Origin of the sequence: Nocardia sputorum (assembly GCF_027924405.1) — a bacterium.
In the GTDB taxonomy this organism is placed as follows: domain Bacteria; phylum Actinomycetota; class Actinomycetes; order Mycobacteriales; family Mycobacteriaceae; genus Nocardia; species Nocardia sputorum.
Genome location: NZ_AP026978.1, coordinates 2,878,455 through 2,897,975 on the forward strand (window position 1 = coordinate 2,878,455; position 19,521 = coordinate 2,897,975).

A 19,521-nucleotide genomic window follows, 5' to 3' on the forward strand; every position below is an offset into this window, starting at 1 on the left:
CGATACCGGTTTCATCGGACCTCTCCTCCTGACTCGGCCCATGCGGTGGAGCGCGCCGGGTCGAATGGGCATCCGCCGAGCCGCAGGTGCTCGGCGTATTCCTCGCGGAAGTACTTCAGCGAGGAGATGATCGGACTGGCCGCGCCGTCGCCGAGGGCGCAGAACGACTTGCCGTTGATGGTGTCGCTGATGTCGAGCAGTTTGTCCAGGTCGGACGCAACGCCGGTGCCCGCTTCGATCCGTTCCAGCAGCTGCACCAGCCAGTAGGTGCCCTCCCGGCACGGGGTGCACTTGCCGCAGGACTCGTGGGCGTAGAACTGGGTCCAGCGCAGCACGGCCCGCACCACGCAGGTGGTGTCGTCGAAGATCTGCAACGCCTTGGTGCCGAGCATGGATCCCGCGCCCGAGACGCCTTCGTAGTCGAGCGGCACGTCGAGGTGTTCTTCGGTGAACAGCGGCGTGGAGGAGCCGCCCGGCGTCCAGAACTTCACCCGGTGCCCGGCGCGCACGCCGCCCGCGTAGCCGAGCAGCTCGCGCAGCGTGACGCCCAGCGGCGCCTCGTACTGTCCCGGCCGGGTCACGTGACCGGACAGCGAGTAGAGGGTGAATCCGGGTGACCTCTCACTGCCCATCGAGCGGAACCAGGCGATGCCGTTGCGGATGATCGGCGGCACGCTGGCGATCGATTCCACGTTGTTCACCACGGTCGGGCAGGCATACAGACCGGCGACGGCGGGGAACGGCGGACGCAGGCGCGGCTGGCCGCGGCGGCCTTCCAGCGAGTCCAGCAGCGCCGTCTCCTCACCGCAGATGTAGGCGCCCGCGCCCGCGTGCACGATCAGCTCGAGGTCGTAGCCGGAGCCGAGGATGTCATGACCGAGGAAGCCCGCCGCGTAGGCCTGGGCCACCGCGGCGTGCAGCCGCCGCAGCACCGGAACCACCTCGCCGCGCACGTAGATGAACGCGTGCGCCGCGCGAATGGCGTAGGCGGCGATGATGACGCCTTCGATCAGCGCGTGCGGCGCGGCGAGCATCAGCGGAATGTCCTTGCAGGTGCCTGGTTCCGACTCGTCGGCGTTCACCACCAGGTAGTGCGGTTTGGTGACGCCGTCGGGTCCGGGGCCCTGCGGGATGAAGCTCCACTTCATGCCGGTGGGGAAGCCTGCGCCGCCGCGGCCGCGCAGGCCCGCGTCCTTGACGGTCTGGATGATCTGGTCGGGTTCCATCCGCAGGGCGGTGCGCAGCGCCTGGTAGCCGTCGTGCCGCAGGTAGGTGTCCATCGTCCAGGACTGCGGATCATCCCAGTAGGTGCTCAGCACCGGAGTGAGCGTCATCGCGGGCCCTCCGGATCCTCGTGCGGCGCAGGGGCTCGCATGCCCTGTTCGCGGGCGACGCGCAGACCGGCGAGCGTCGCGTCACCGGCGGCGCCGTCGAGCACGCCGGGACGCTCGTCGGGGAAGCCGGCGAGGATGCGGGCGGTCTGCTTGAACGTGCACAGCGGCGCGCCCCGGGTGGGGGTGACTTGCTGTCCGGCCCGCAGCGCGTCCACCAGGGCTTGCGCGGATTCGGGGGTCTGGTTGTCGAAGAACTCCCAGTTGACCATGACCACCGGCGCGAAGTCGCAGGCCGCGTTGCACTCGACGTGCTCGAGGGTGATCGATCCGTCCGCTGTGGTCTCGCCGTGCCCGATGCCGAGGTGGTGCTCGAGCGCGGCGAGGATGGCGTCGCCGCCCATGACCGCGCAGAGCGTGTTGGTGCAGACTCCGACGTGGTAGTCGCCGGTGGGGGTGCGCCGGAACATCGAGTAGAAAGTGGCCACCGCGGTGACTTCGGCGCCGGTCAAACCCAGTTGCTCGGCGCAGAATTCGATGCCGGTGCCGGTGACGTAGCCTTCCTCGGACTGCACCAGGTGCAGGAGCGGCAGCAGCGCCGAGCGCGGATGCGGATAGCGCGCGATGATCTCCTTGGCGTCGGTTTCCAGCCGTTCTCGCACGAAAGGCTGATAGGGCTCGGGCCGGGTGCTGAGCTTCAGCAGGACTTGCGTCCCGCCGGTCCAGTAGCCACCGCCGTTCGGGCTGTCACCGTGCGTTGTCTGGTTCATCGGTCCACTCCGCCCATGACCGGGTCGATGCTGGCGACCGAGGCGATGACGTCGGCGACCATGCCGCCCTCGCACATCGCCGCGACCGCTTGCAGATTGGTGAACGAGGGGTCGCGATAGTGCACCCGGTAGGGCCGGGTGCCGCCGTCGCTGACCATGTGCACGCCCAGTTCGCCGCGGGGCGACTCCACCGCCGCGTACACCTGGCCCGCGGGGACGCGGATGCCTTCGGTGACCAGCTTGAAGTGGTGGATCAGCCCCTCCATGGAGGTGCCCATGATCTTGCCGATGTGCTTGGGGGAGTTGCCGAGTCCGTCCGCGCCGACCTGTAGGTCGGCCGGCCAGGCGATCTTCTTGTCGTCGATCATGACCGGGCCGGGCCGCAACCGGTCCAGGCACTGCTCGACGATCTTCAGCGACTCCTTCATCTCCTCCACCCGGATGACGTAGCGGCCGTAGCAGTCGCATCCGGTGGTGGTGGGGATGTCGAATTCGTAGTTCTCGTAGCCGCAGTAAGGCTGTGCTTTGCGCAGGTCGTGCGGCAGGCCGGTGGCCCGGAGCACGGGGCCGGTGATGCCGAGGGCCATGCAGCCCTGCAGGTCGAGGTAGCCGATGTTCTGGGTGCGGGCCTTCCAGATCGGGTTGGCGGTGAGCAGGTGTTCCATGTCGCGCAGCCGTTTGGGCAGCAGCGCGAGCAGTTCGCGCACCTTGGTGACCCCGTTGTCGGGCAGGTCCTGGGCCAGGCCGCCGGGGCGGATGTAGGCGTGGTTCATCCGCAGTCCGGTGATCGTCTCGAACACGTCGAGGATCAGCTCGCGCTCGCGGAACCCGAACAGCATCGGCGTCAGCGCGCCCAGTTCCATGCCGCCGGTGGCCAGGGCGACCAGGTGCGAGGAGATCCGGTTGAGCTCCATCAGCAGCACGCGCACGATCGTGGCGCGCTCCGGGATCTGTTCGGTGATGTCGAGCAGTTTCTCCACGCCCAGGCAGTACGCCGTCTCGTTGAAGAACGGCGACAGATAGTCCATGCGGGTGACGAAGGTGACGCCCTGGGTCCAGTTGCGGAATTCGAGGTTCTTCTCGATCCCGGTGTGCAGGTAGCCGATGCCGCAGCGGGCCTCGGTGACCGTCTCGCCTTCGATCTCCAGGATCAGCCGCAGCACGCCGTGCGTGGACGGGTGCTGCGGACCCATGTTGACGACGATGCGTTCCTCGCCCGCGCCGGACAGCGTCTCGGCCACCTGGTCCCAGTCCTGTCCCGCGACGGTGACCGTGGCGGGCTCGGGGGCGGTGACGTCGGTGTCGGTGTCGGTCATCAGCTGTATGCCCTCCGCTCGTCGGGCGGCGGGATGCGCGCGCCCTTGTATTCGACCGGGATCCCGCCGAGCGGGTAGTCCTTGCGCTGGGGGTGGCCGCGCCAGTCGTCCGGCATGGTGATCCGGGTCAGCGAGGGGTGCCCGTCGAACCGGATGCCGAAGAAGTCGTAGGTCTCGCGTTCGTGCCAGTCGGTGGTCGGATAGACCTCGTAGAGCGACGGAATATGCGGGTCCGCGTCCGGCGCGGCGACCTCCACCCGCAGGCGGCGGTTGTGCGTGATCGACATGAGGTGATAGACGGCGTGCAGTTCGCGGCCGGAATCCTCCGGATAGTGCACGCCGTCGACGCCGAGGCAGAGCTCGAAACGCAATGCGGAGTCGTCGCGCAACGCGCGAGCCACCGGCAGCAACTGCTCGCGGCGCACGTGCAGGGTGAGCTCGCCGCGGAAGACGATCACTTTCTCCAGCGCCGCGTCCAGGCGGACACCCGTGGCGGTGAGCGCGGTGCGCAGCGCGTCGACCACCTCGTCGAAGTAGCCGCCGTACGGGGCGGGCGTGCTGCCTGGGAGCGTGACCGGCCGGACCAGCCGGCCGTAACCGGAGGTGTCACCGGTGCCGGTGACGCCGAACATGCCGCGGCGCACGCCGATCACCTCGGCGCCGGCCTGTCCGGCATCCTCCTCCGGCAGGGTGCCTTCGGGGCCCGCGGTGGCCGCGGCGTCGATCGCGTCGTGCGCGGGCGGGGCGTCGGTGTCGTCGGGGGTGTCGAAGGTCATCGCAGCAGACCCTCCATCCGGATGGTCGGCGTCGAGGCGAGCGCGGCCTGTTCGGCGGCGCGGATGGCCTCCTCGCGGTTGACGCCGAGCGGCATCTGTTGAATTTTCGCGTGCAGTGCCAGGATCGCGTTCAGCAGCATCTCCGGCCGGGGCGGGCACCCTGGCAGGTAGATGTCGACCGGCACCACGTGATCGACGCCCTGCACGATGGCGTAGTTGTTGAACATCCCGCCCGACGACGCGCAGACGCCCATCGCCAGCACCCATTTCGGCTCGGTCATCTGGTCGTAGACCTGGCGCAGCACCGGGGCCATCTTCTGGCTCACCCGGCCGGCGACGATCATCAGATCGGCCTGCCGAGGCGAGGCGCGGAATGCTTCCATACCGAAACGGGCGATGTCGAACCGGCCTCCGCCGGTGGCCATCATCTCGATGGCGCAGCAGGCCAGCCCGAAGGTGGCAGGCCATAGGGAGCCTTTGCGCAGGAATCCGGCGAAATCCTCGACCGTGCTCAGCAGGAAGCCGCTGGGCAGTTTCTCCTCGAGACCCATGTTCTACTGACTCGCTTCCACTCGTCGGCTACGAATTCGATTGCGCGGCATTCAGTCCCAGCTGAGACCGCCGCGCTTCCACTCGTAGGCGTAGGCCACCGAGACGTTGACGATGAACAACGCCATCGCGGCCAGACCGAAGAGACCGAGCGCATCGAAGTGGACTGCCCACGGGTAGAGGAACACGATCTCGATGTCGAAGATGATGAACAACATCGCGGTGAGGTAGTACTTCACCGGAAAGCGTTGTCCGGTAACATTTCCCGGCCCGCCGGCCACGGCATGCGGGGTGGGTTCGATCCCGCATTCGTAGGGTTCCAGCTTCGCCCGGTTGCGCCGTTTCGGGCCGACCAGGGCCGAGAGGACGATGGAGAACAGCGCGAACGCCGCCGCGATCGCGCCGAGTACGAGCGTCGGCACCTCGATATTCACGACTGCACTTCCCCTCCTTGCGAGCTGCAGCTGACAACAGCGTCCGAGGCGGGCTGACGTCGTTGTCCGCCTCGGCCAGACTCGCCCTCGGCTCCACCCGGAACCGGTCATTCCCTGATCCGCTTCCTTGTGAGGTACGGCACAGCCTACAACCGAAAGAGTGCTCCGCAGCGGGTTTGGTGCCGCCGTTTGATCGAATTCAGTACAAGCATTTATGACCGAAACGGGGGTAATCCGACGCGGGCGCCCGGGACGTTGGGTGAACGGTCAGTTGGCGGCGTCGGTGTGTCGCGTAGTGCGACGTCAAATGTGGTCCCGACCGGGTTCGGAGTCGGGGACGGCGACAGCTCGGCGGTGACCGTGAGCGTCGGAAAAAGGGGGTTGGAAGCGTCTTGTCGTGGTGCTGGAGCGCGACAACGCACGCGATGGAACTAATTCATGATCGCTATGAATTCCCGTGGTTGTCCGGGGCGGGCGCGACTCCGGATCAGGCCGCGGAGCGACTGCGCAACAGTGCGACGACGGCCTCGGTGAGCCGGAGCGGATCGATCGGATGCGCCACCGCGGCCTCCGCACGCGACCAACTGGCCAGCCAGGCGTCGTCGGGGCGGCCGGTGAGCACGAGCAGGGGCGGGCACGGATCGACTTCGTCCTTCAACTGCTTGGCGATGCCCAGTCCGCCGGCCGGGCTCGCCTCGCCGTCGAGCACGGCCAAGTCGATGCCTCCGGCGTCCATCTGCGCGATCACCACGGGGGCGGTGGCGACCTCGAGGTACTCGAACTCCGGCAACTCCGGGCTCGGACGCTTGCCCAAGGCCTGCATCACCTGGCGCCTGGTGTCGGCGTCATTGCTGTACACGAGAACCCGCAGCGGGGTGGAACGAGGAGAATCGGCCACGAACGGCATGGTACGTCCGCGAGGGCGGACCGCGTGGCAGGTTCGGCGCAGATCGTCCGCGCGCGTCGTGCACCGCGCGTCACCGGCGGAGTCGTCCGGCGAAAGCCGATGGCAAGCAGTTGATAAGAATCTGCCGGTAAAGTCCGGCCAATGCGGGGAGATATCACGCAGGCCCTCGTCGACACCGACGTGTGGACCGATGAAATGCTGGGCAGCGCAGGGATTCCGGTGGTCGACGTACCGTTCGTGACCATCGGCAGCGGAATCGGGTCGTTCGTCACCTACGACACCCTCCGGATTTTCGGCGTGCCCGCCGAGTCGATGGCGGTGCTCGGTCCACAGGAGCACCCTTGGGCGTCCTACGAATACCTGACCAGGGTCTCGCAGATTCCCCGCGGCGAGCGCCTGCGCAGCGACTCGGCCTCGACGCCGGACAACATCTGGGGCTTCCCGTCCTACGCGGTACGGGAGGCCATCGCGGACCGCTCGCTCGAGCCGCTGTGGAACGTCTTCGCCGAACCGATCTTCGCGAACTACTACACCCCGCGCGCGGGTCAGGCGTTCGCCGCCATGGAGCGGGAGTTCCACCGCATCGGTTACGCCCGCTCCCTGCACCGCGGCCACGTGCGGATGGTCCGCAAGCGCCACGGTGGTGGATACTTCACCGTCCTCACCCCGCCCGCGGGTTCGACGCCGACCAAACGGGTGGCTTTCCGCAGCACGTATGTGCACGTCGCGGTGGGTTATCCGGGTCTGAAACTGCTGCCGGACCTGCAGGAGTACCGCGAGACCCATCGTGATCCGACGCGCGTGGTCAACGCCTACGAGCCGCACGAGCACGTCTACCAGGCGCTGCAGCGTCGTCCCGGCACCGTGCTCATCCGCGGCAGCGGGATCGTGGCCAGCCGCGTCCTGCAGCGGCTCATCGACGATCGGGACGCCCACCGGCTCGACACCAGGATCCTGCACTTGTTCCGTACCTATATCGCCGGCCCGCACGGCAAGAACATCTTCAGCCGGCGCAAGGGCGGCGACGGGTGGGCCTACCAGGGCTTCAACTATCCGAAGTCGGTGTGGGGCGGTCAGCTCAAGCAGAAGGTGCGGCGACTGCAAGGCGAGGAACGGGCGCGGGCGTACAAGGAGATCTCGGGCACCAATACCCCGATCCGAGACAACTGGCAGGAACAACTGCGCCGCGGCCGCCGAGAAGGCTGGTACCAGGTGATGGCGGGCACGATGCGGGCTCCGCGTCCCGCTGGGGGCCGCCAAGGGGTGGTCGCGACGATTCTCCCGGACACCTCCGCGCCGCTGCCGTTTCCGCCGCCGACGCAACCGTTCGACACCACCGTCGACTACATCATCGACTGCACGGGGTTGGAAGCCGATATCCGCGAGCACCGGCTGCTGGCCGACCTGCTGGACCATGCGGGCGCCGGGCGCAATCCGCTCGGCAGGCTGGACGTGGAGACAACCTTCGAGCTGATCGGCACCCGGAGCGGCACGGGCCGGATGTACGCCTCCGGAAGCGCGACGCTCGGCGGGCCGTTCGTCGGCGTGGACACCTTCCTCGGCCTGCAGATCGCCGCGCAGGAGATCGCCGACGATCTGGCCGCGGTCGGGTTCTGCCGCAGGATGGGTCCGCTGCGCTCCACGCGGCAATGGTGGCTGTGGGTTACGAACGAGAAGATCTGAGCGATGCTTCCTACCTTGAACGGGCGAATCCAGACCCGTCTCCTCGCGCTGAGCGTGATCGGCTTCGTCGTCGCGCTGGTCATCACCCCGTTTCTGCCGACCGGTTCGTTGAGCGTCGGCCAGGCGTACCGGGTGACGTTGTCGGTTCTGCTGGGCACCGTTCTGGTCGGTGTGCTGTGGGAATTGCTCTACCATTTCCTGCAGCAGTTCCGCTGGGAAAAGGACTGGCCGACCCTGTTCGGTTTCGTCACCATCGTCAACGAGGGGGCGCTGATGTGGGTCCTCGTGCGCTACACCACGGTGGTACTGCCCGGACATCTGCGTCCGTCGCTCGTGGCGTTCGGAATCCAGTTCGTCATCACGTGGATCGTCTTCTGGCTCATCGTCAATGGCCCGATGCGGGTGGTGTTCCACCGGTGGCGCTTCCAAGGCGGCCGGTTCCTGTGAACGCGCAGATCGAGGTGTTGCCCGGCGCCCACCTGGTGGCGAGCGCGAGCGGTGCCGTTGTGGTGGTCGCGCACCGCGGCGACGGCGTCGTCACGGCGGACACGGTGGCGGCCCGGACGATGGGTGCGCTGCTGGACATCGTGCGCGAGGCCGTCGCGCGGGACCGGAGTCGCAGTGGGCGCGCGGTGGCGCGGCTGGCCACGACCTGGCTGATGGGGCTGGCCCACGGCGAGGAGGACGAGGTCGAATTCGGCGTGATCACACCGGCGGACAACGGTCTCGCGGTTTTCCTGCACGGTGGCGTCACCGCTGTCCTCGCCGGCGCGGGCCACACGGAGGTGCTGCGCGGCCGGGACGCCGGATTCACCGTCGACCGCATGGTGACGCCCGCACCCGGCATCGGCGCGGGGTTGTTCGTTGACGAGGCGGGATGGACCGCGGAGTCGCTACCGGGGCGCGGTATCTTCGCGCTCGGCGAGGGAACCGCACCGGGGTCGGGCGCGGTGCTGTGGTCCGGGACGTCGCTGGAAGCGAACCTCGGCGAACCGGAGACCCACGGCGTCGGCGAACCCGGGCGGCGACCTCAGGCGGGAGCCGCGTGGCAAGCCCCGCCCGCGCCCCGGCCGGTTCCGGCACCCGAACCGCCGCGGATCGAGGAGCCGCAGCACGTCGAGCCGCCGGCGGTGTCGACACCGCATTCGGTCCCTGCTCCGCTGATACAAGACCCCGCGGCGGCCGCGGGATCCGCCGCACCTCAGGCGCCGCCATCGCACCGTCCCGAAGCGGAGCAGGCGTCAGGAGCGCAGCCGCGGCCGGCGCCGAGCCTGCGCAAAGGCGAGGATTCCGTCGACGCCGCAACGGAAGTCGATCTTCGGGCAGCGGCGCCCGGGGCCACGCCGGGCCCGGGCGTGACACCCCCGGTGGCGCAGCCGATACCGCCGCGACCGGACCAGGGACCGGCGCGGCCCGCGCACCGCACCGACCGGGACCACGCGATCGCCAACGACGCGAATCTCGCCGAGACGGTGGTGCCCTCGGCCGAGGTCGTCGCGGCCGCGCTCGGGTCGACCGGTTCGAACACGCTGGGACATCGGGTGATCGTGCACGGCTTCCAGTGCGCCCGCGGTCATCACAACGATCCGCGGGTGTCCTTCTGCGCGGTGTGCGGCATCCGGATGGATCAGCTCACCTGCGTGCTGAGCGAGGGGGTGCGTCCCCCGCTGGGCGTGCTGCTCCTGGACGACGGCACGTCGTTCGTGCTGGACAGCGACTGCGTGCTCGGACGCGAGCCGGAGTATGCCGAGGCCGTCGCGCGTGGCGCTCGCCCGCTGCGGCTGGAGGACAGCTCGGGTGGAATGTCCCGGGCCCACGCGGAGATCCGTCTCGTCGACTGGGACGTCACCGTCGTGGACGGCGGCTCCACCAACGGCACCCACATCCGTCATCCCGGACGGCAGGATTGGGTGCGTGCGGTCCCCGGCCGGCCGGTCACCCTCGCGCCCGGCGCCCAGATCCAACTGGGCGGACGCGTCCTGACCTTCGACTCCCCACACGGCCAGCTGTAGCTGCGGATCGGCACGTCGAGCGGTCGCTCACCGTGTCGGTCATTCCGCCACACGACAGGGCTCGCGTTTGCTGTCGTTGGTTGACCAGTGCGAATCTCGCCTCCGATGGGAGGCCCGACATAGCGAGCCTCCCGGCCTACTTCGGCACCACAAGCTGAGGAGAAGCGACCACCGCTGCTCGATCGTCCCGCTCAGGTGTGGCGGAAACGGATGATGCCCGACCACGGGTTGCGCATGGGTTTGCGTGGGTCGGGCTGCGGCAGATAGGTGAACGGGCGCAGGTACCAGGGTGCGCGGTGGAATTTGCGGGCGTGCAGCAGCAGGCTTTCCAGTTCGATCGGCTGCCAGCCGAGGTCTTCGAAGAAGCGGACGCCGTTGGGGGGCTCGAATTTCATCGGCGCGTTGGCGAAGGTGTCGCCGGAACGCATCTTCTTCATGCCCAGGCTCAGGTCGAGCAACCACCAGGCGATCTCCGGGCGGGCCAGGGCGTTCGCCAGATCGGTGACCGTCGGAGGGTCGAGGTACATCAGCAGGCCCTCGGTGAGCACCAAGGCCTTCGACGCGGGGGCGGTGGCCGGGCCGATCGCGCCGAGCGCCTCGTCGAGGAACTTCGCGCGGGCATCGGGGTCGGCGAGATCGACCGCTCGGCGGATGAGCACGCAGTGCGGCGTCTGATCGGCGAGCGCGTCGTCCTTCTCCGCGACGATTCCCGGCAGATCCGCCTCGATCCAGAGCAGCTCGGGCGGTAGATCCAGCCGATAGGGGCGGGTGTCCAGACCGGCCGCGAGGTTGAGGACCCGGTCGCAGCCCTCGGCGACCGCTTTCGTGACGAGATCGTCGATCAGCTTGGTGCGGGTGACGATCGGCCACCCGCCCCGCATCATTCGGGGTGCGCTGTCGGCGATGGCATGGCCGCGTTCTCCGGCCAGCAGGTCGGCGAGCGGATCGTGGAACAGTGCGTCCGGGCGTGTCGTCTCGCGCGCCCGGTAGGCCGCGACCCAGCGCGCGGTGTCCGACACGTTGGACGGTATGTCCCCTCGGGTCATGCGGGCCAGTCTGTCACATCTGTCCAGCGGAACCCCGCACCGGTCGTTCGGCGCCGGGGAGCCGATCAATGGGAATGAAAGGCGTCGGAGCCGACCTCGGCGGGGTCGAGCAGATGGGCGAGGAACAGGCGGGTGGTCGGCGTCGGAGTGCGGGTGGTGATGGCATGCCAGGGACGGTCCAGCGGGGTGCCTTCGACCGGGAGGACGCGCAGCACGCCGTTCTCCAGGTCCTGGGAGATGGCATCGCTGTGGATCAGTGTGACGCCCAATCCTTCTCGCGCGGCGGCCAGGACCGCGCCGTGGGATCCGAGGGTGAGCGTGGGCGGTTCGATCCGGAGTTGCTCCAGTAGGCCGAGGGTGGCCTCCCGGGTACCGGAGCCGCGCCCGCGCAGCAGCCATGTGGTGTGCAGTGGGTCGAGTTCCGGCAGTCCGACCACGACCAGGCGGCTCGGCCGCCGAGCGCGCACCACCAGCCCGGTGTCCCGAGGCGGGCGGCCCGCGATGACGAGATCCGTTTCGTGATGTTGCAATTCGAGGAACAGCGCGTCGCGCGGGTGCACCGACAGGCTCAGCTCGATGTCGGGGAACCGGCGGCGGAACGAGGCGAGCGGCCGCAGCAGGACGTATTCGCCCGCGGTGGCGACCACGCCGATCCGCAGGCGCCCGGTCTCGGCGCGGCGCACCGCGGCCTGCGCCTCCTTCATCAACCCGAGGATGCCGCGGCAGTACTCGGCGTAGACGCGACCGGACTCGGTGAGCATGATGCCGCGCCCGGCCTTGGCGACGAGCTCGGCGCCGAGCTGTTTCTCGATGTGCGCGACGGCCGCGGAGACGGCGGCCTCGGTGATGTGCAGTTGGGCCGCGGCGCGGCGAATGCTGCCGTGGCGGGCGACGGCCAGGAAGGTTTCCATCCGAGCCGCGCTCACCATACCCATCGAACGACGGTAACAAACTCAACGAAAATGTTGAGTATCGCGAGGAACAATCAAATTGTTTGTCGGTATCCGGCCCGTCATCCTGGAAATCCCAAGGCACGCCCGTTCGCCCGGGTGCGGGTGTCCCGCAGTGGCACAGCAGGAGGAACGATGGCCGAAGAAATCGAACGCGACCGCTGGGATCCGGGTGTCCAATCCTATGCCTCGATGGGGTATTACGCGCCGGACTATCAGCCGTCGGAAACCGACGTGCTCGCCGTGTTCCGGGTGACCCCGCAGCGCGGCGTCGACCCGATCGAGGCCGCCGCCGCGGTGGCGGGCGAGTCCTCCACGGCGACGTGGACGGTGGTGTGGACCGACCGGCTCACCGCGCACTCGCGTTATCAGGCGAAGTGCTACCGCATCGATGAGGTCCCCGGACGGCCGGGGGAGTACTTCGCCTATGTCGCTTACGATCTCGACCTGTTCGAGGAGGGATCGATCACCAACCTGACCTCCTCGATCATCGGCAACGTGTTCGGGTTCAAGCCGTTGCTGGCGCTGCGGCTGGAGGACATGCGCATTCCGGTGGCCTACGTGAAGACGTTCCAGGGGCCGCCGCACGGCACGGTGATGGAACGCGAATATCTCAACAAATACGGCAGGCCGCTGCTGGGCGCGACGGTGAAACCGAAACTCGGGCTATCGGCCCGCAATTACGGGCGGGTGATCTACGAGGCGTGCAAAGGCGGCCTGGATTTCACCAAGGACGACGAGAACATCAACTCGCAGCCGTTCATGCGCTGGCGCGACCGCTACCTGTTCGCGATGGAGGGCGTCAACCGCGCGATGGCCGAAACCGGCGAGATCAAAGGTCACTACCTGAATGTGACCGCCGCGTCGATGGAGGAGATGTACGAGCGGGCGGAATTCGCCAAAGAACTCGGCAGCGTCGTGATCATGATGGATCTCACCGTCGGGTTCACCGCGATGCAGTCGATGTCGCACTGGGCGCGCCGCAACGGCGTGCTGCTGCACCTGCACCGCGCGGGGCATTCCACCTACACGCGGCAGAAGACGCACGGCGTCAGCTTCCGGGTGCTGGCCAAGTGGTGCAGGCTGATCGGCGTCGACCATCTGCACGCGGGCACCGTGGTGGGAAAACTGGAGGGCGATCCTGCGACGACCAAAGGGTTCTACGACACCTTGCGGGAGAACCACATCCGGACCGAGCCGGCCAACGGGATCTTCTTCGACCAGTATTGGGCGAGCCTGCCCGGCGTGATGCCGGTGGCCTCCGGCGGCATCCATGCCGGGCAGATGCATCAGCTGCTCGACCTCTTCGGTGACGACGTGGTGCTGCAGTTCGGCGGCGGCACCATCGGGCACCCGCTCGGCATCGCCGCGGGGGCGGAGGCGAACCGGGTCGCCCTGGAGGCGGTCGTGCAGGCCCGCAACGAAGGGCGCGACCTGCTGAAGGAGGGGCCCGAGGTGTTGCGCAAGGCGGCCGAGATCTGCCGTCCGCTCGATGTAGCCCTGGCGACCTGGGGCGACGTCACCTTCGACTACACCTCCACCGACGCGCCGGACGCCGTGCCGACGGCCAGCCGCTGACCATCCCGGAAGGACTCACCGATGTATCTCAGGCACGGAACGTTCTGCTACCTGCCGCCGCTGACCGACGAGCAGATCGCCGCCCAGGTGCGCTACGCGCTGCTGAACAACTGGCCGGTGTCCATCGAGTACACCGACGATCCGCATCCGCGCAACGCCTACTGGGAGATGTGGGGATTGCCGTTGTTCGATCTCGATGAGCCCGACGGCGTGCTGGCCGAGATCAACGCCTGCCGGGCCACCTTTCCGCGCCATTACGTGCGGGTGCTGGCCTATGACGCCCGCTACACCAGGCAGACGACGGCGCTGAGTTTCCTGGTACAGCGGCCGCCCGACGAGCCCGGCTTCGTGCTGACTCGCACCGAAGGGCCGGACCGCAGGCAGAAGTACGGTCTGCACTCGTATGCGACGACCGTCCGCCCGGGAGACCGGTATGGCGGCTGAGCGCAACGGCTCCGGATTCCGTCTGCACCGCCCGGGGGCCGACGTCCCCGGCGCGGTGCGGACGGCGCCCGCCGAACCGGAGGAGCCGGAGATTCTGGGCGAGGACGCGGTGCTGGATCTGTCCGCCGACATCGCGGGCCACGATGTCGAGGAGACGCTGCGCAGACTGGACGCGGAACTGATCGGGCTGGCCCCGGTGAAGCGGCGGGTCCGCGAGATCGCGGCGCTGCTGCTGATCGACCGCGCGCGGCAGCGTTTCGGGCTGACCTCGTCGCGGCCAACCATGCACATGAGCTTCACCGGCGGGCCGGGGACCGGCAAGACGACGGTGGCGCTGCGGATGGCGCAAATGCTGCACGCACTCGGCTACATCCGCAAACCGAAGGTGCACACCGTCACGCGAGACGATCTGGTGGGCCAGTTCATCGGGCACACCGCACCGAAGACCAAGGAGGCGCTGGCCAAAGCGGCGGGCGGTGTGCTGTTCATCGACGAGGCCTACTACCTGTTCCGGCCGGAGAACGAACGCGACTACGGGCAGGAGGTGATCGAGATCCTGTTGCAGGAGATGGAGAACGAGCGCGCCAGCCTGGTGGTGATCTTCGCGGGATATCCCGACCGGATGGACCGCTTCTTCTCCGCCAATCCGGGCCTGTCCTCGCGGGTCGCCCATCACCTGGAGTTCGCCGACTACACCCAGGCGGAACTGCTGGCCATCGCCGAACTCATGGTGGCCGCGGAGAACTTCCATTTCGAGGACGCGGCGCGGACCGCGTTCGGGGAGTACCTGGAACGCCGGATGGCTCGTCCGCGCTTCTCCAACGCGCGCAGCGTGCGCAATGCGCTGGACCGCTGCCGGTTGCGGCAGGCCAAGCGTCTCGTCGAACTGCGCAGGCCGTTGACCAAGACCGATCTGATCACGCTGACCGACCGCGATGTCTACGGCAGCAGCGTGTTCACCGACCCCGAGCCGACCGCGCGAGCCCGCCGGTGACGAGATCGAGCCGCCATGCCAGAAGGATTGAAGACCCTCACCCGCTACACCATCGAGCAGGAGCATCGGCATCCCGGCTCGTCCGGCGAGTTCTCCGGGCTGGTGAACGTCATCGCGACCGCGACGAAGATCGTCGCCAATCAGGTCACCCGCGGCGCGATCGTCGGATCGTTGGGCGCCTCGGAGCCGGACAACCTGCCGCCGACGGTGCATCGCAAACTGGACGCGATCGCCAACGACATCATGGTCGCCGAAACGCAGTGGACGGGGCATCTGTCGGCGTTGCTCTCCGAACAGATCAGTGAGATCCATCCGGTGCCCGCGACGCATCGGCGCGGGAAGTATCTGCTGGCGTTCGATCCGTTGGACGGTTCGTCGAACATCGACGTGAACCTTCCGGTGGGCACCATCTTCAGCGTGCTGCGTATGCCCGCGCCCGGCAGCGGCCCGGCCGCGGACGACTTCCTGCAACCAGGGGTCGAGCAGGTATGCGCGGGCTTCACCCTGTACGGCCCGGCGACCATGCTGGTGTTGACGACCGGCAGCGGGGTGGACGGGTTCACGCTGGACCGGGAGATCGGCGCCTTCGTGCTGACCCACCCGCGGATGCGCATCCCGGAGGACACGTCCGGTTTCGCGATCAACGCGGCCAACGAGCGATTCTGGGAGCGCCCGGTGCGCCGCTACGTGCAGGAATGCCTGGACGGCGTGGACGGTCCGCGGGAGCGGGACTTCAATATGCGCTGGGTGGCCTCGCTGGTCGCGGACACCTTCCACATCCTCACCCGCGGTGGGGTCTACCTGTATCCGCGTGATACCCGCCCGCCCGCGCGTCCGGGGCGGGTGGCGTTGCTCTACGGCGCCAATCCGATCGCGTTCATCGTCGAACAGGCCGGCGGCGCGGCGACCACCGGAAGCGAACGGGTGCTGGAAGTGCTGCCCGGCGACGTCCACCAACGGGTGCCGCTGATCTTCGGCTCCCGCAACGAAGTCGAGCGCATCGAGCGGTATCACCGCGAGCCGGATGAGGGACCCAGCTTCGACAGCTCGCTGTTCGGCAGGCGGTCGCTGTTTCGTCCGGCCCAGCGCTGAAGAGGAGAACCATGTCGGCCAAGCACCCGGTCGTCGCCATCACCGGGTCCTCCGGGGCGGGGACTTCCAGCGTGACCCGGACGTTTCAGGAGATCTTCCGCCGCGAAGGAATCGACGCGGCGATCGTCGAGGGCGACGCGTTCCACCGTTACGACCGCAATGAGATGAAACTGGCCATGGCCGAGGCCGAGCAGAACCGCAATGTGCGGTTCTCGCACTTCGGCGAGGAAGCCAACCTACTGAAGGAATTGGAGACGCTGTTCCGCGACTACGGCGAGACCGGCGTCGGGACCGTGCGCCGGTACCTGCACGACGAGGCCGAGGCCAAACCATACGGTCAGCAGCCGGGCACCTTCACGCCGTGGGAGGAGTTGACGCCCGGCAGCGACCTGCTGTTCTACGAGGGCCTGCACGGCGCGGCGGTCACCGCCACCGTGGACGTGGCCCGCTACACCGATCTGCTGGTCGGCGTCGTGCCGATCATCAACCTGGAGTGGATCCAGAAGGTGATCCGGGACAAGACCGAGCGCGGCTACTCCAGCGAGGCCGTGATCGACACGATCCTGCGCCGCATGCCGGACTACGTGACCTACATCTGCCCGCAGTTCTCCCGCACCTACGTCAACTTCCAGCGGGTACCGACCGTGGACACGTCCAATCCGTTCATCGCGCGCAGCATTCCGACGGCGGACGAGAGCTTCGTGGTGATCCGCTTCGCCGACCCGAAGGTGATCGACTTCCCCTATCTGCTGTCGATGCTGCACGACTCGTTCATGTCGCGGACGAACTGCATCGTGGTGCCCGGCGGGAAGATGGAGCTGGCGATGCAGCTCATCTTCACGCCGCTGATCCTGCGGTTGATGGACAAGCGGCCGAAACGGGCGTATTGAGCGGTCGCGGGTGGCGAACGGGTAGGAGGAGGGCCACAGGACTAGTCGGGCAGGAGCGGGACCGACATGCCTTCGCCGCGATGCAGGAGGGCGGCGCGGGTGACGGCGGCGGAGCCGAAGCGGCGGCGCAGGTCGTCGAGGGTCGCGTCGAGGGTGTTGGCGGCGCGGGCCTCGAAAGGCAGGGTGAGCTGCACGGCGTCGGCATCGTCGAGGTTGGTCAGCGCCAGGCCGATCAGGGTGAGGCCGCGTTCCTGGATGAGCGGCATCGCGCCGGTGAGCAGGCTGCGGGCAGCGGGCAGAATCGTCTCGGTGTGATCGGTGGCTTCGGCCAAGGTATGTGAGCGGGTGGCCCGGGCGAAATCATCGAAACGCAGACGCAGCACCACGGTTCGGCAGACCCGCTCGGCGGCGCGCAGCCGCCTGCCCAGCCGATCGGTGAGCCCGTGCAGGTAGGCCTCGATCTCGTCCGGGGGACGATGCTTGCGGCCGAGGGCGCGCTGGGCGCCGATCGAGCGCCGCCGCCTGCCGGTCTCGACGCGGCGCGGGTCACGCGCCCAGGACAGGGCGTAGAGATGGCGGGCCGCGGCGGGCCCGAGGATCGCCCGCAGCGGGCGCTCACCCAGCTCCGCCACCTGACCGACCCGGGTGATGCCGTGCTCGTGCAACGTCCGCGCGGTGACATCGCCTACGCCCCAGAGCCTTTCGACCGGGAGCGGGTGCAGGAAGTCCAGTTCCCGGTCCGGCGGCACCAGCCGCAAGCCATCGGGCTTGGCGACGGCGCCGGCCACCTTGGCGAGGAATTTGGTGCGGGCGATCCCCACGGAGATGGGCAAGCCGACCCGGTCGCGGACTTCCGCGCGCAGCCGCGTCGCGATGGCCACCGGTTCGCCCGCGATCCGGCGCAGCCCGCCGACGTCGAGAAACGCCTCATCGATGGAAATGCCTTCCACGACCGGCGTGGTGTCGCGAAAGATCTCGAAGACGGCTTTGCTCGCCTCCGCGTAGGCGGACATGCGCGGCGGCACCACGATCGCGTGCGGGCACAACCGGCGCGCCTGCCCACCGTTCATCGGAGTGCGCACGCCGAACGCCTTCGCCTCGTAACTGGCGGCCAGGACCACGCCGCCGCCGACGATCACCGGTTTGCCGCGCAGCCTCTGGTCGTCGCGCTGCTCGACCGAGGCATAGAACGAGTCGAGATCGGCATGCAGGATCGATGCCTCCGGGCGCGCGAGTATCCGGGGTCGACCGGGTCGGGAGACGGGCGCATCGGACACGAACATATGTTCGCACGGCGGTCCGACAGTCCGGGTGGCCTGCGCGGATCTACTGGTTGCCTCCGTAGTAACTCATCCCAGCCGGTAACCTGTTCCCACGACGGGGCACAGCGCGGATGAGGGAGTCGGTACGGTGCGTGGATTCGGGGATTTGGAGGCGGTGATCATGGACCGCATCTGGGATCAGGACGCAGAGGACACAACGGTGCGCGAGATCTTCGACGAACTGTCGGCTCAGCGCGACATCGCTTATACGACGGTGATGTCGACCATGGACAATCTGCATCGGAAAGGCTGGCTGGCGCGCGAACGCGCCGGTAAGGCCTATCGATATTGGCCGACCCTCACCAGGGAAGAGCACAGCGCCCGGCTCATGCTGGAAGCGCTCGGTTCCGGCGGACGATCGGACCTGGTGCTCAGTCATTTCGTCGACCGGATCAGCGCCGAGGAATCGGCCGGGTTGCGTGCCGCGCTACGCAGACTGGCGGCGCGCAAGTCACCAGAAGTGCCGTGAGCCTGGCCATCGCGCTGACGCTGTACGGCGGCGTCGTGGCGACCTTCGGTCCGCCCGTCCTGCGCAGTCTGACCCACCGCGGCATCGCGCCGCGGCTGGGTGTGACCGCCTGGGTGGTCGCGATCATCGGTGCGCTCAGCGCCTGGGGAATCGCGGCGGCGGTCGTGACGGTCGAGTTCGCGACCTACTGGGGACACCCGAAGGACGCGCTGAGCGCGTGCGCCTCGTTCCTGTGGTCTCCCATGCACGTGCACGGTGCCGCGGCCGGTCGGGCGGCGACGTTCGCGGTGGCGGCGCTGGTGGCCGCGGGCACGTTCGCGTTGGTGGCGCGCGCGGTGGGTGTCGTCGTGGACATGCGCAGGCGTACCAGCGTCCATGCGCGGGCAGTCCGCCTGGTCGGCAGGCCGGTGCCGGGTATCGGCGCGGTCGTGCTGGAGTCGCCGGAACGGCAGGTGTACTGCGTGCCGGGAAAGCCCGACACCATCGTCGTCACGACGGCCGCGCTGGAAGCGCTGGAGGGCGACCAACTCGCCGCGGTGCTCGCGCACGAACGCGCGCACCTGTCCGGCCGGCACGCGGCGTTGACGGCGGTGCTGCGCGCGGTGGCCACCACGCTGCCGGGCTTGCGGTTGTTCACCGTCGGCGCGGCCGAGATCGCCCGGCTGCTGGAGATGTGCGCCGACGACAAGGCCGCCGACGAGCACGGTTCGCTGCCGCTGCTGGGCGGACTGCTGGCGATCGTGGGCATCGTCGAGCCCGCGCCCCCGGGAGCGCTGGCGGCGGCGGGCACGGCGGTACTGGCCCGCGCCGAGCGGCTGGCCGACCCGGTCGGCGCGATCCGGCGAGCCACCACCCGCACCGCCTTGCTCGGCGTGATCGCGATGACGGTCGCCGGGTCGGCACTGGCCGCCGCGACGGTGGCCGCCGCCGGTGCGCTGCTGAGCTGAGTACGAGAAGG

General features: G+C 68.4%; 20 protein-coding genes. 10 read left to right on the forward strand and 10 right to left on the reverse strand.

Annotated elements, in window-relative coordinates; genetic code table 11:
- Positions 1-11 precede the first annotated feature (11 nt).
- The 7 genes from nuoF to QMG86_RS13275 form a co-directional block, all read right to left on the reverse strand.
- Entirely contained in the window at positions 12-1,334 is a 1,323-nt protein-coding gene (gene nuoF / locus QMG86_RS13245) for an NADH-quinone oxidoreductase subunit NuoF (protein WP_281879805.1), read from the reverse strand.
- Complete coding sequence (gene nuoE / locus QMG86_RS13250; protein WP_281879807.1) at positions 1,331-2,101, reverse strand: NADH-quinone oxidoreductase subunit NuoE; 771 nt, start codon at positions 2,099-2,101, stop codon at positions 1,331-1,333. The genes nuoF and nuoE overlap by 4 nt, the downstream gene beginning before the upstream one ends.
- Positions 2,098-3,417: an NADH dehydrogenase (quinone) subunit D gene (gene nuoD / locus QMG86_RS13255; protein WP_281879809.1), complete on the reverse strand. Its 1,320-nt coding sequence runs from the start codon at positions 3,415-3,417 to the stop codon at positions 2,098-2,100. The genes nuoE and nuoD overlap by 4 nt, the downstream gene beginning before the upstream one ends.
- Complete coding sequence (locus QMG86_RS13260; RefSeq protein ID WP_281879810.1) at positions 3,417-4,193, reverse strand: NADH-quinone oxidoreductase subunit C; 777 nt, start codon at positions 4,191-4,193, stop codon at positions 3,417-3,419. Before QMG86_RS13260 ends, nuoD begins: the two co-directional genes overlap by 1 nt.
- A complete protein-coding gene (locus QMG86_RS13265) occupies positions 4,190-4,744 on the reverse strand; it encodes a NuoB/complex I 20 kDa subunit family protein (RefSeq protein ID WP_043691073.1) in 555 nt (184 codons plus the stop codon). Before QMG86_RS13265 ends, QMG86_RS13260 begins: the two co-directional genes overlap by 4 nt.
- Positions 4,745-4,795: 51 nt before the next feature.
- Positions 4,796-5,176, reverse strand: a complete 381-nt coding sequence (locus QMG86_RS13270; RefSeq protein ID WP_063020669.1) for an NADH-quinone oxidoreductase subunit A — start codon at positions 5,174-5,176, stop codon at positions 4,796-4,798.
- Between the two features lie 487 nt (positions 5,177-5,663).
- Positions 5,664-6,083, reverse strand: coding sequence for an Rv3143 family two-component system response regulator (locus QMG86_RS13275; protein WP_434085580.1), 420 nt, complete (start codon positions 6,081-6,083; stop codon positions 5,664-5,666).
- A gap of 141 nt (positions 6,084-6,224) precedes the next feature.
- Between QMG86_RS13275 and QMG86_RS13280 the strand changes: the two genes are divergently transcribed.
- The 3 genes from QMG86_RS13280 to QMG86_RS13290 are packed head-to-tail and all read left to right on the forward strand — an operon-like array spanning position 6,225 to position 9,778.
- On the forward strand, positions 6,225-7,766 hold the full coding sequence (locus tag QMG86_RS13280) for a hypothetical protein (protein ID WP_281879811.1): 1,542 nt from the start codon (positions 6,225-6,227) through the stop codon (positions 7,764-7,766).
- 3 nt (positions 7,767-7,769) lie between these two features.
- Positions 7,770-8,213 carry a hypothetical protein gene (locus QMG86_RS13285; protein WP_281879813.1) on the forward strand — a complete coding sequence of 148 codons (444 nt, stop codon included), beginning with the start codon at positions 7,770-7,772 and terminating at the stop codon, positions 8,211-8,213.
- A complete protein-coding gene (locus tag QMG86_RS13290; protein ID WP_281879816.1) occupies positions 8,210-9,778 on the forward strand; it encodes an FHA domain-containing protein in 1,569 nt (522 codons plus the stop codon). Before QMG86_RS13285 ends, QMG86_RS13290 begins: the two co-directional genes overlap by 4 nt.
- A 191-nt stretch (positions 9,779-9,969) precedes the next feature.
- Here QMG86_RS13290 and QMG86_RS13295 read toward each other — a convergent pair whose 3' ends face one another.
- Together QMG86_RS13295 and QMG86_RS13300 are read right to left on the reverse strand one after the other, a co-directional pair.
- Positions 9,970-10,824, reverse strand: coding sequence for a class I SAM-dependent methyltransferase (locus tag QMG86_RS13295; protein WP_281879817.1), 855 nt, complete (start codon positions 10,822-10,824; stop codon positions 9,970-9,972).
- A gap of 65 nt (positions 10,825-10,889) precedes the next feature.
- Complete coding sequence (locus tag QMG86_RS13300) at positions 10,890-11,759, reverse strand: LysR family transcriptional regulator (protein WP_281879818.1); 870 nt, start codon at positions 11,757-11,759, stop codon at positions 10,890-10,892.
- A gap of 150 nt (positions 11,760-11,909) precedes the next feature.
- Here QMG86_RS13300 and QMG86_RS13305 point away from each other — a divergent pair, with 150 nt between their 5' ends.
- From QMG86_RS13305 to QMG86_RS13325, 5 genes are read left to right on the forward strand one after another with little or no spacing between them, the layout of a single operon-like run.
- On the forward strand, positions 11,910-13,352 hold the full coding sequence (locus QMG86_RS13305; protein WP_281879819.1) for a form I ribulose bisphosphate carboxylase large subunit: 1,443 nt from the start codon (positions 11,910-11,912) through the stop codon (positions 13,350-13,352).
- Between the two features lie 21 nt (positions 13,353-13,373).
- Positions 13,374-13,796: a ribulose bisphosphate carboxylase small subunit gene (locus QMG86_RS13310; RefSeq protein WP_281879820.1), complete on the forward strand. Its 423-nt coding sequence runs from the start codon at positions 13,374-13,376 to the stop codon at positions 13,794-13,796.
- The gene (locus QMG86_RS13315) at positions 13,786-14,790 is read left to right on the forward strand and encodes an AAA family ATPase (RefSeq protein ID WP_281879821.1); all 1,005 of its coding nucleotides are present in this window, start codon (positions 13,786-13,788) and stop codon (positions 14,788-14,790) included. The genes QMG86_RS13310 and QMG86_RS13315 overlap by 11 nt, the downstream gene beginning before the upstream one ends.
- 15 nt (positions 14,791-14,805) lie before the next feature.
- Entirely contained in the window at positions 14,806-15,882 is a 1,077-nt protein-coding gene (locus QMG86_RS13320; protein WP_281879822.1) for a class 1 fructose-bisphosphatase, read from the forward strand.
- Positions 15,883-15,893: 11 nt separating this feature from the next.
- Positions 15,894-16,772 carry a phosphoribulokinase gene (locus QMG86_RS13325; RefSeq protein WP_281879824.1) on the forward strand — a complete coding sequence of 293 codons (879 nt, stop codon included), beginning with the start codon at positions 15,894-15,896 and terminating at the stop codon, positions 16,770-16,772.
- 41 nt (positions 16,773-16,813) lie between these two features.
- On the opposite strand, the gene dinB is transcribed toward QMG86_RS13325, so the two are convergent.
- Entirely contained in the window at positions 16,814-18,055 is a 1,242-nt protein-coding gene (dinB, locus tag QMG86_RS13330) for a DNA polymerase IV (protein WP_281879825.1), read from the reverse strand.
- Between the two features lie 160 nt (positions 18,056-18,215).
- Between dinB and QMG86_RS13335 the strand changes: the two genes are divergently transcribed.
- Both QMG86_RS13335 and QMG86_RS13340 read left to right on the forward strand, forming a co-directional pair.
- Entirely contained in the window at positions 18,216-18,563 is a 348-nt protein-coding gene (locus QMG86_RS13335; protein ID WP_051046519.1) for a BlaI/MecI/CopY family transcriptional regulator, read from the forward strand.
- Positions 18,560-19,510, forward strand: coding sequence for a M56 family metallopeptidase (locus QMG86_RS13340; RefSeq protein WP_281879827.1), 951 nt, complete (start codon positions 18,560-18,562; stop codon positions 19,508-19,510). Before QMG86_RS13335 ends, QMG86_RS13340 begins: the two co-directional genes overlap by 4 nt.
- Positions 19,511-19,521 lie beyond the last annotated feature (11 nt).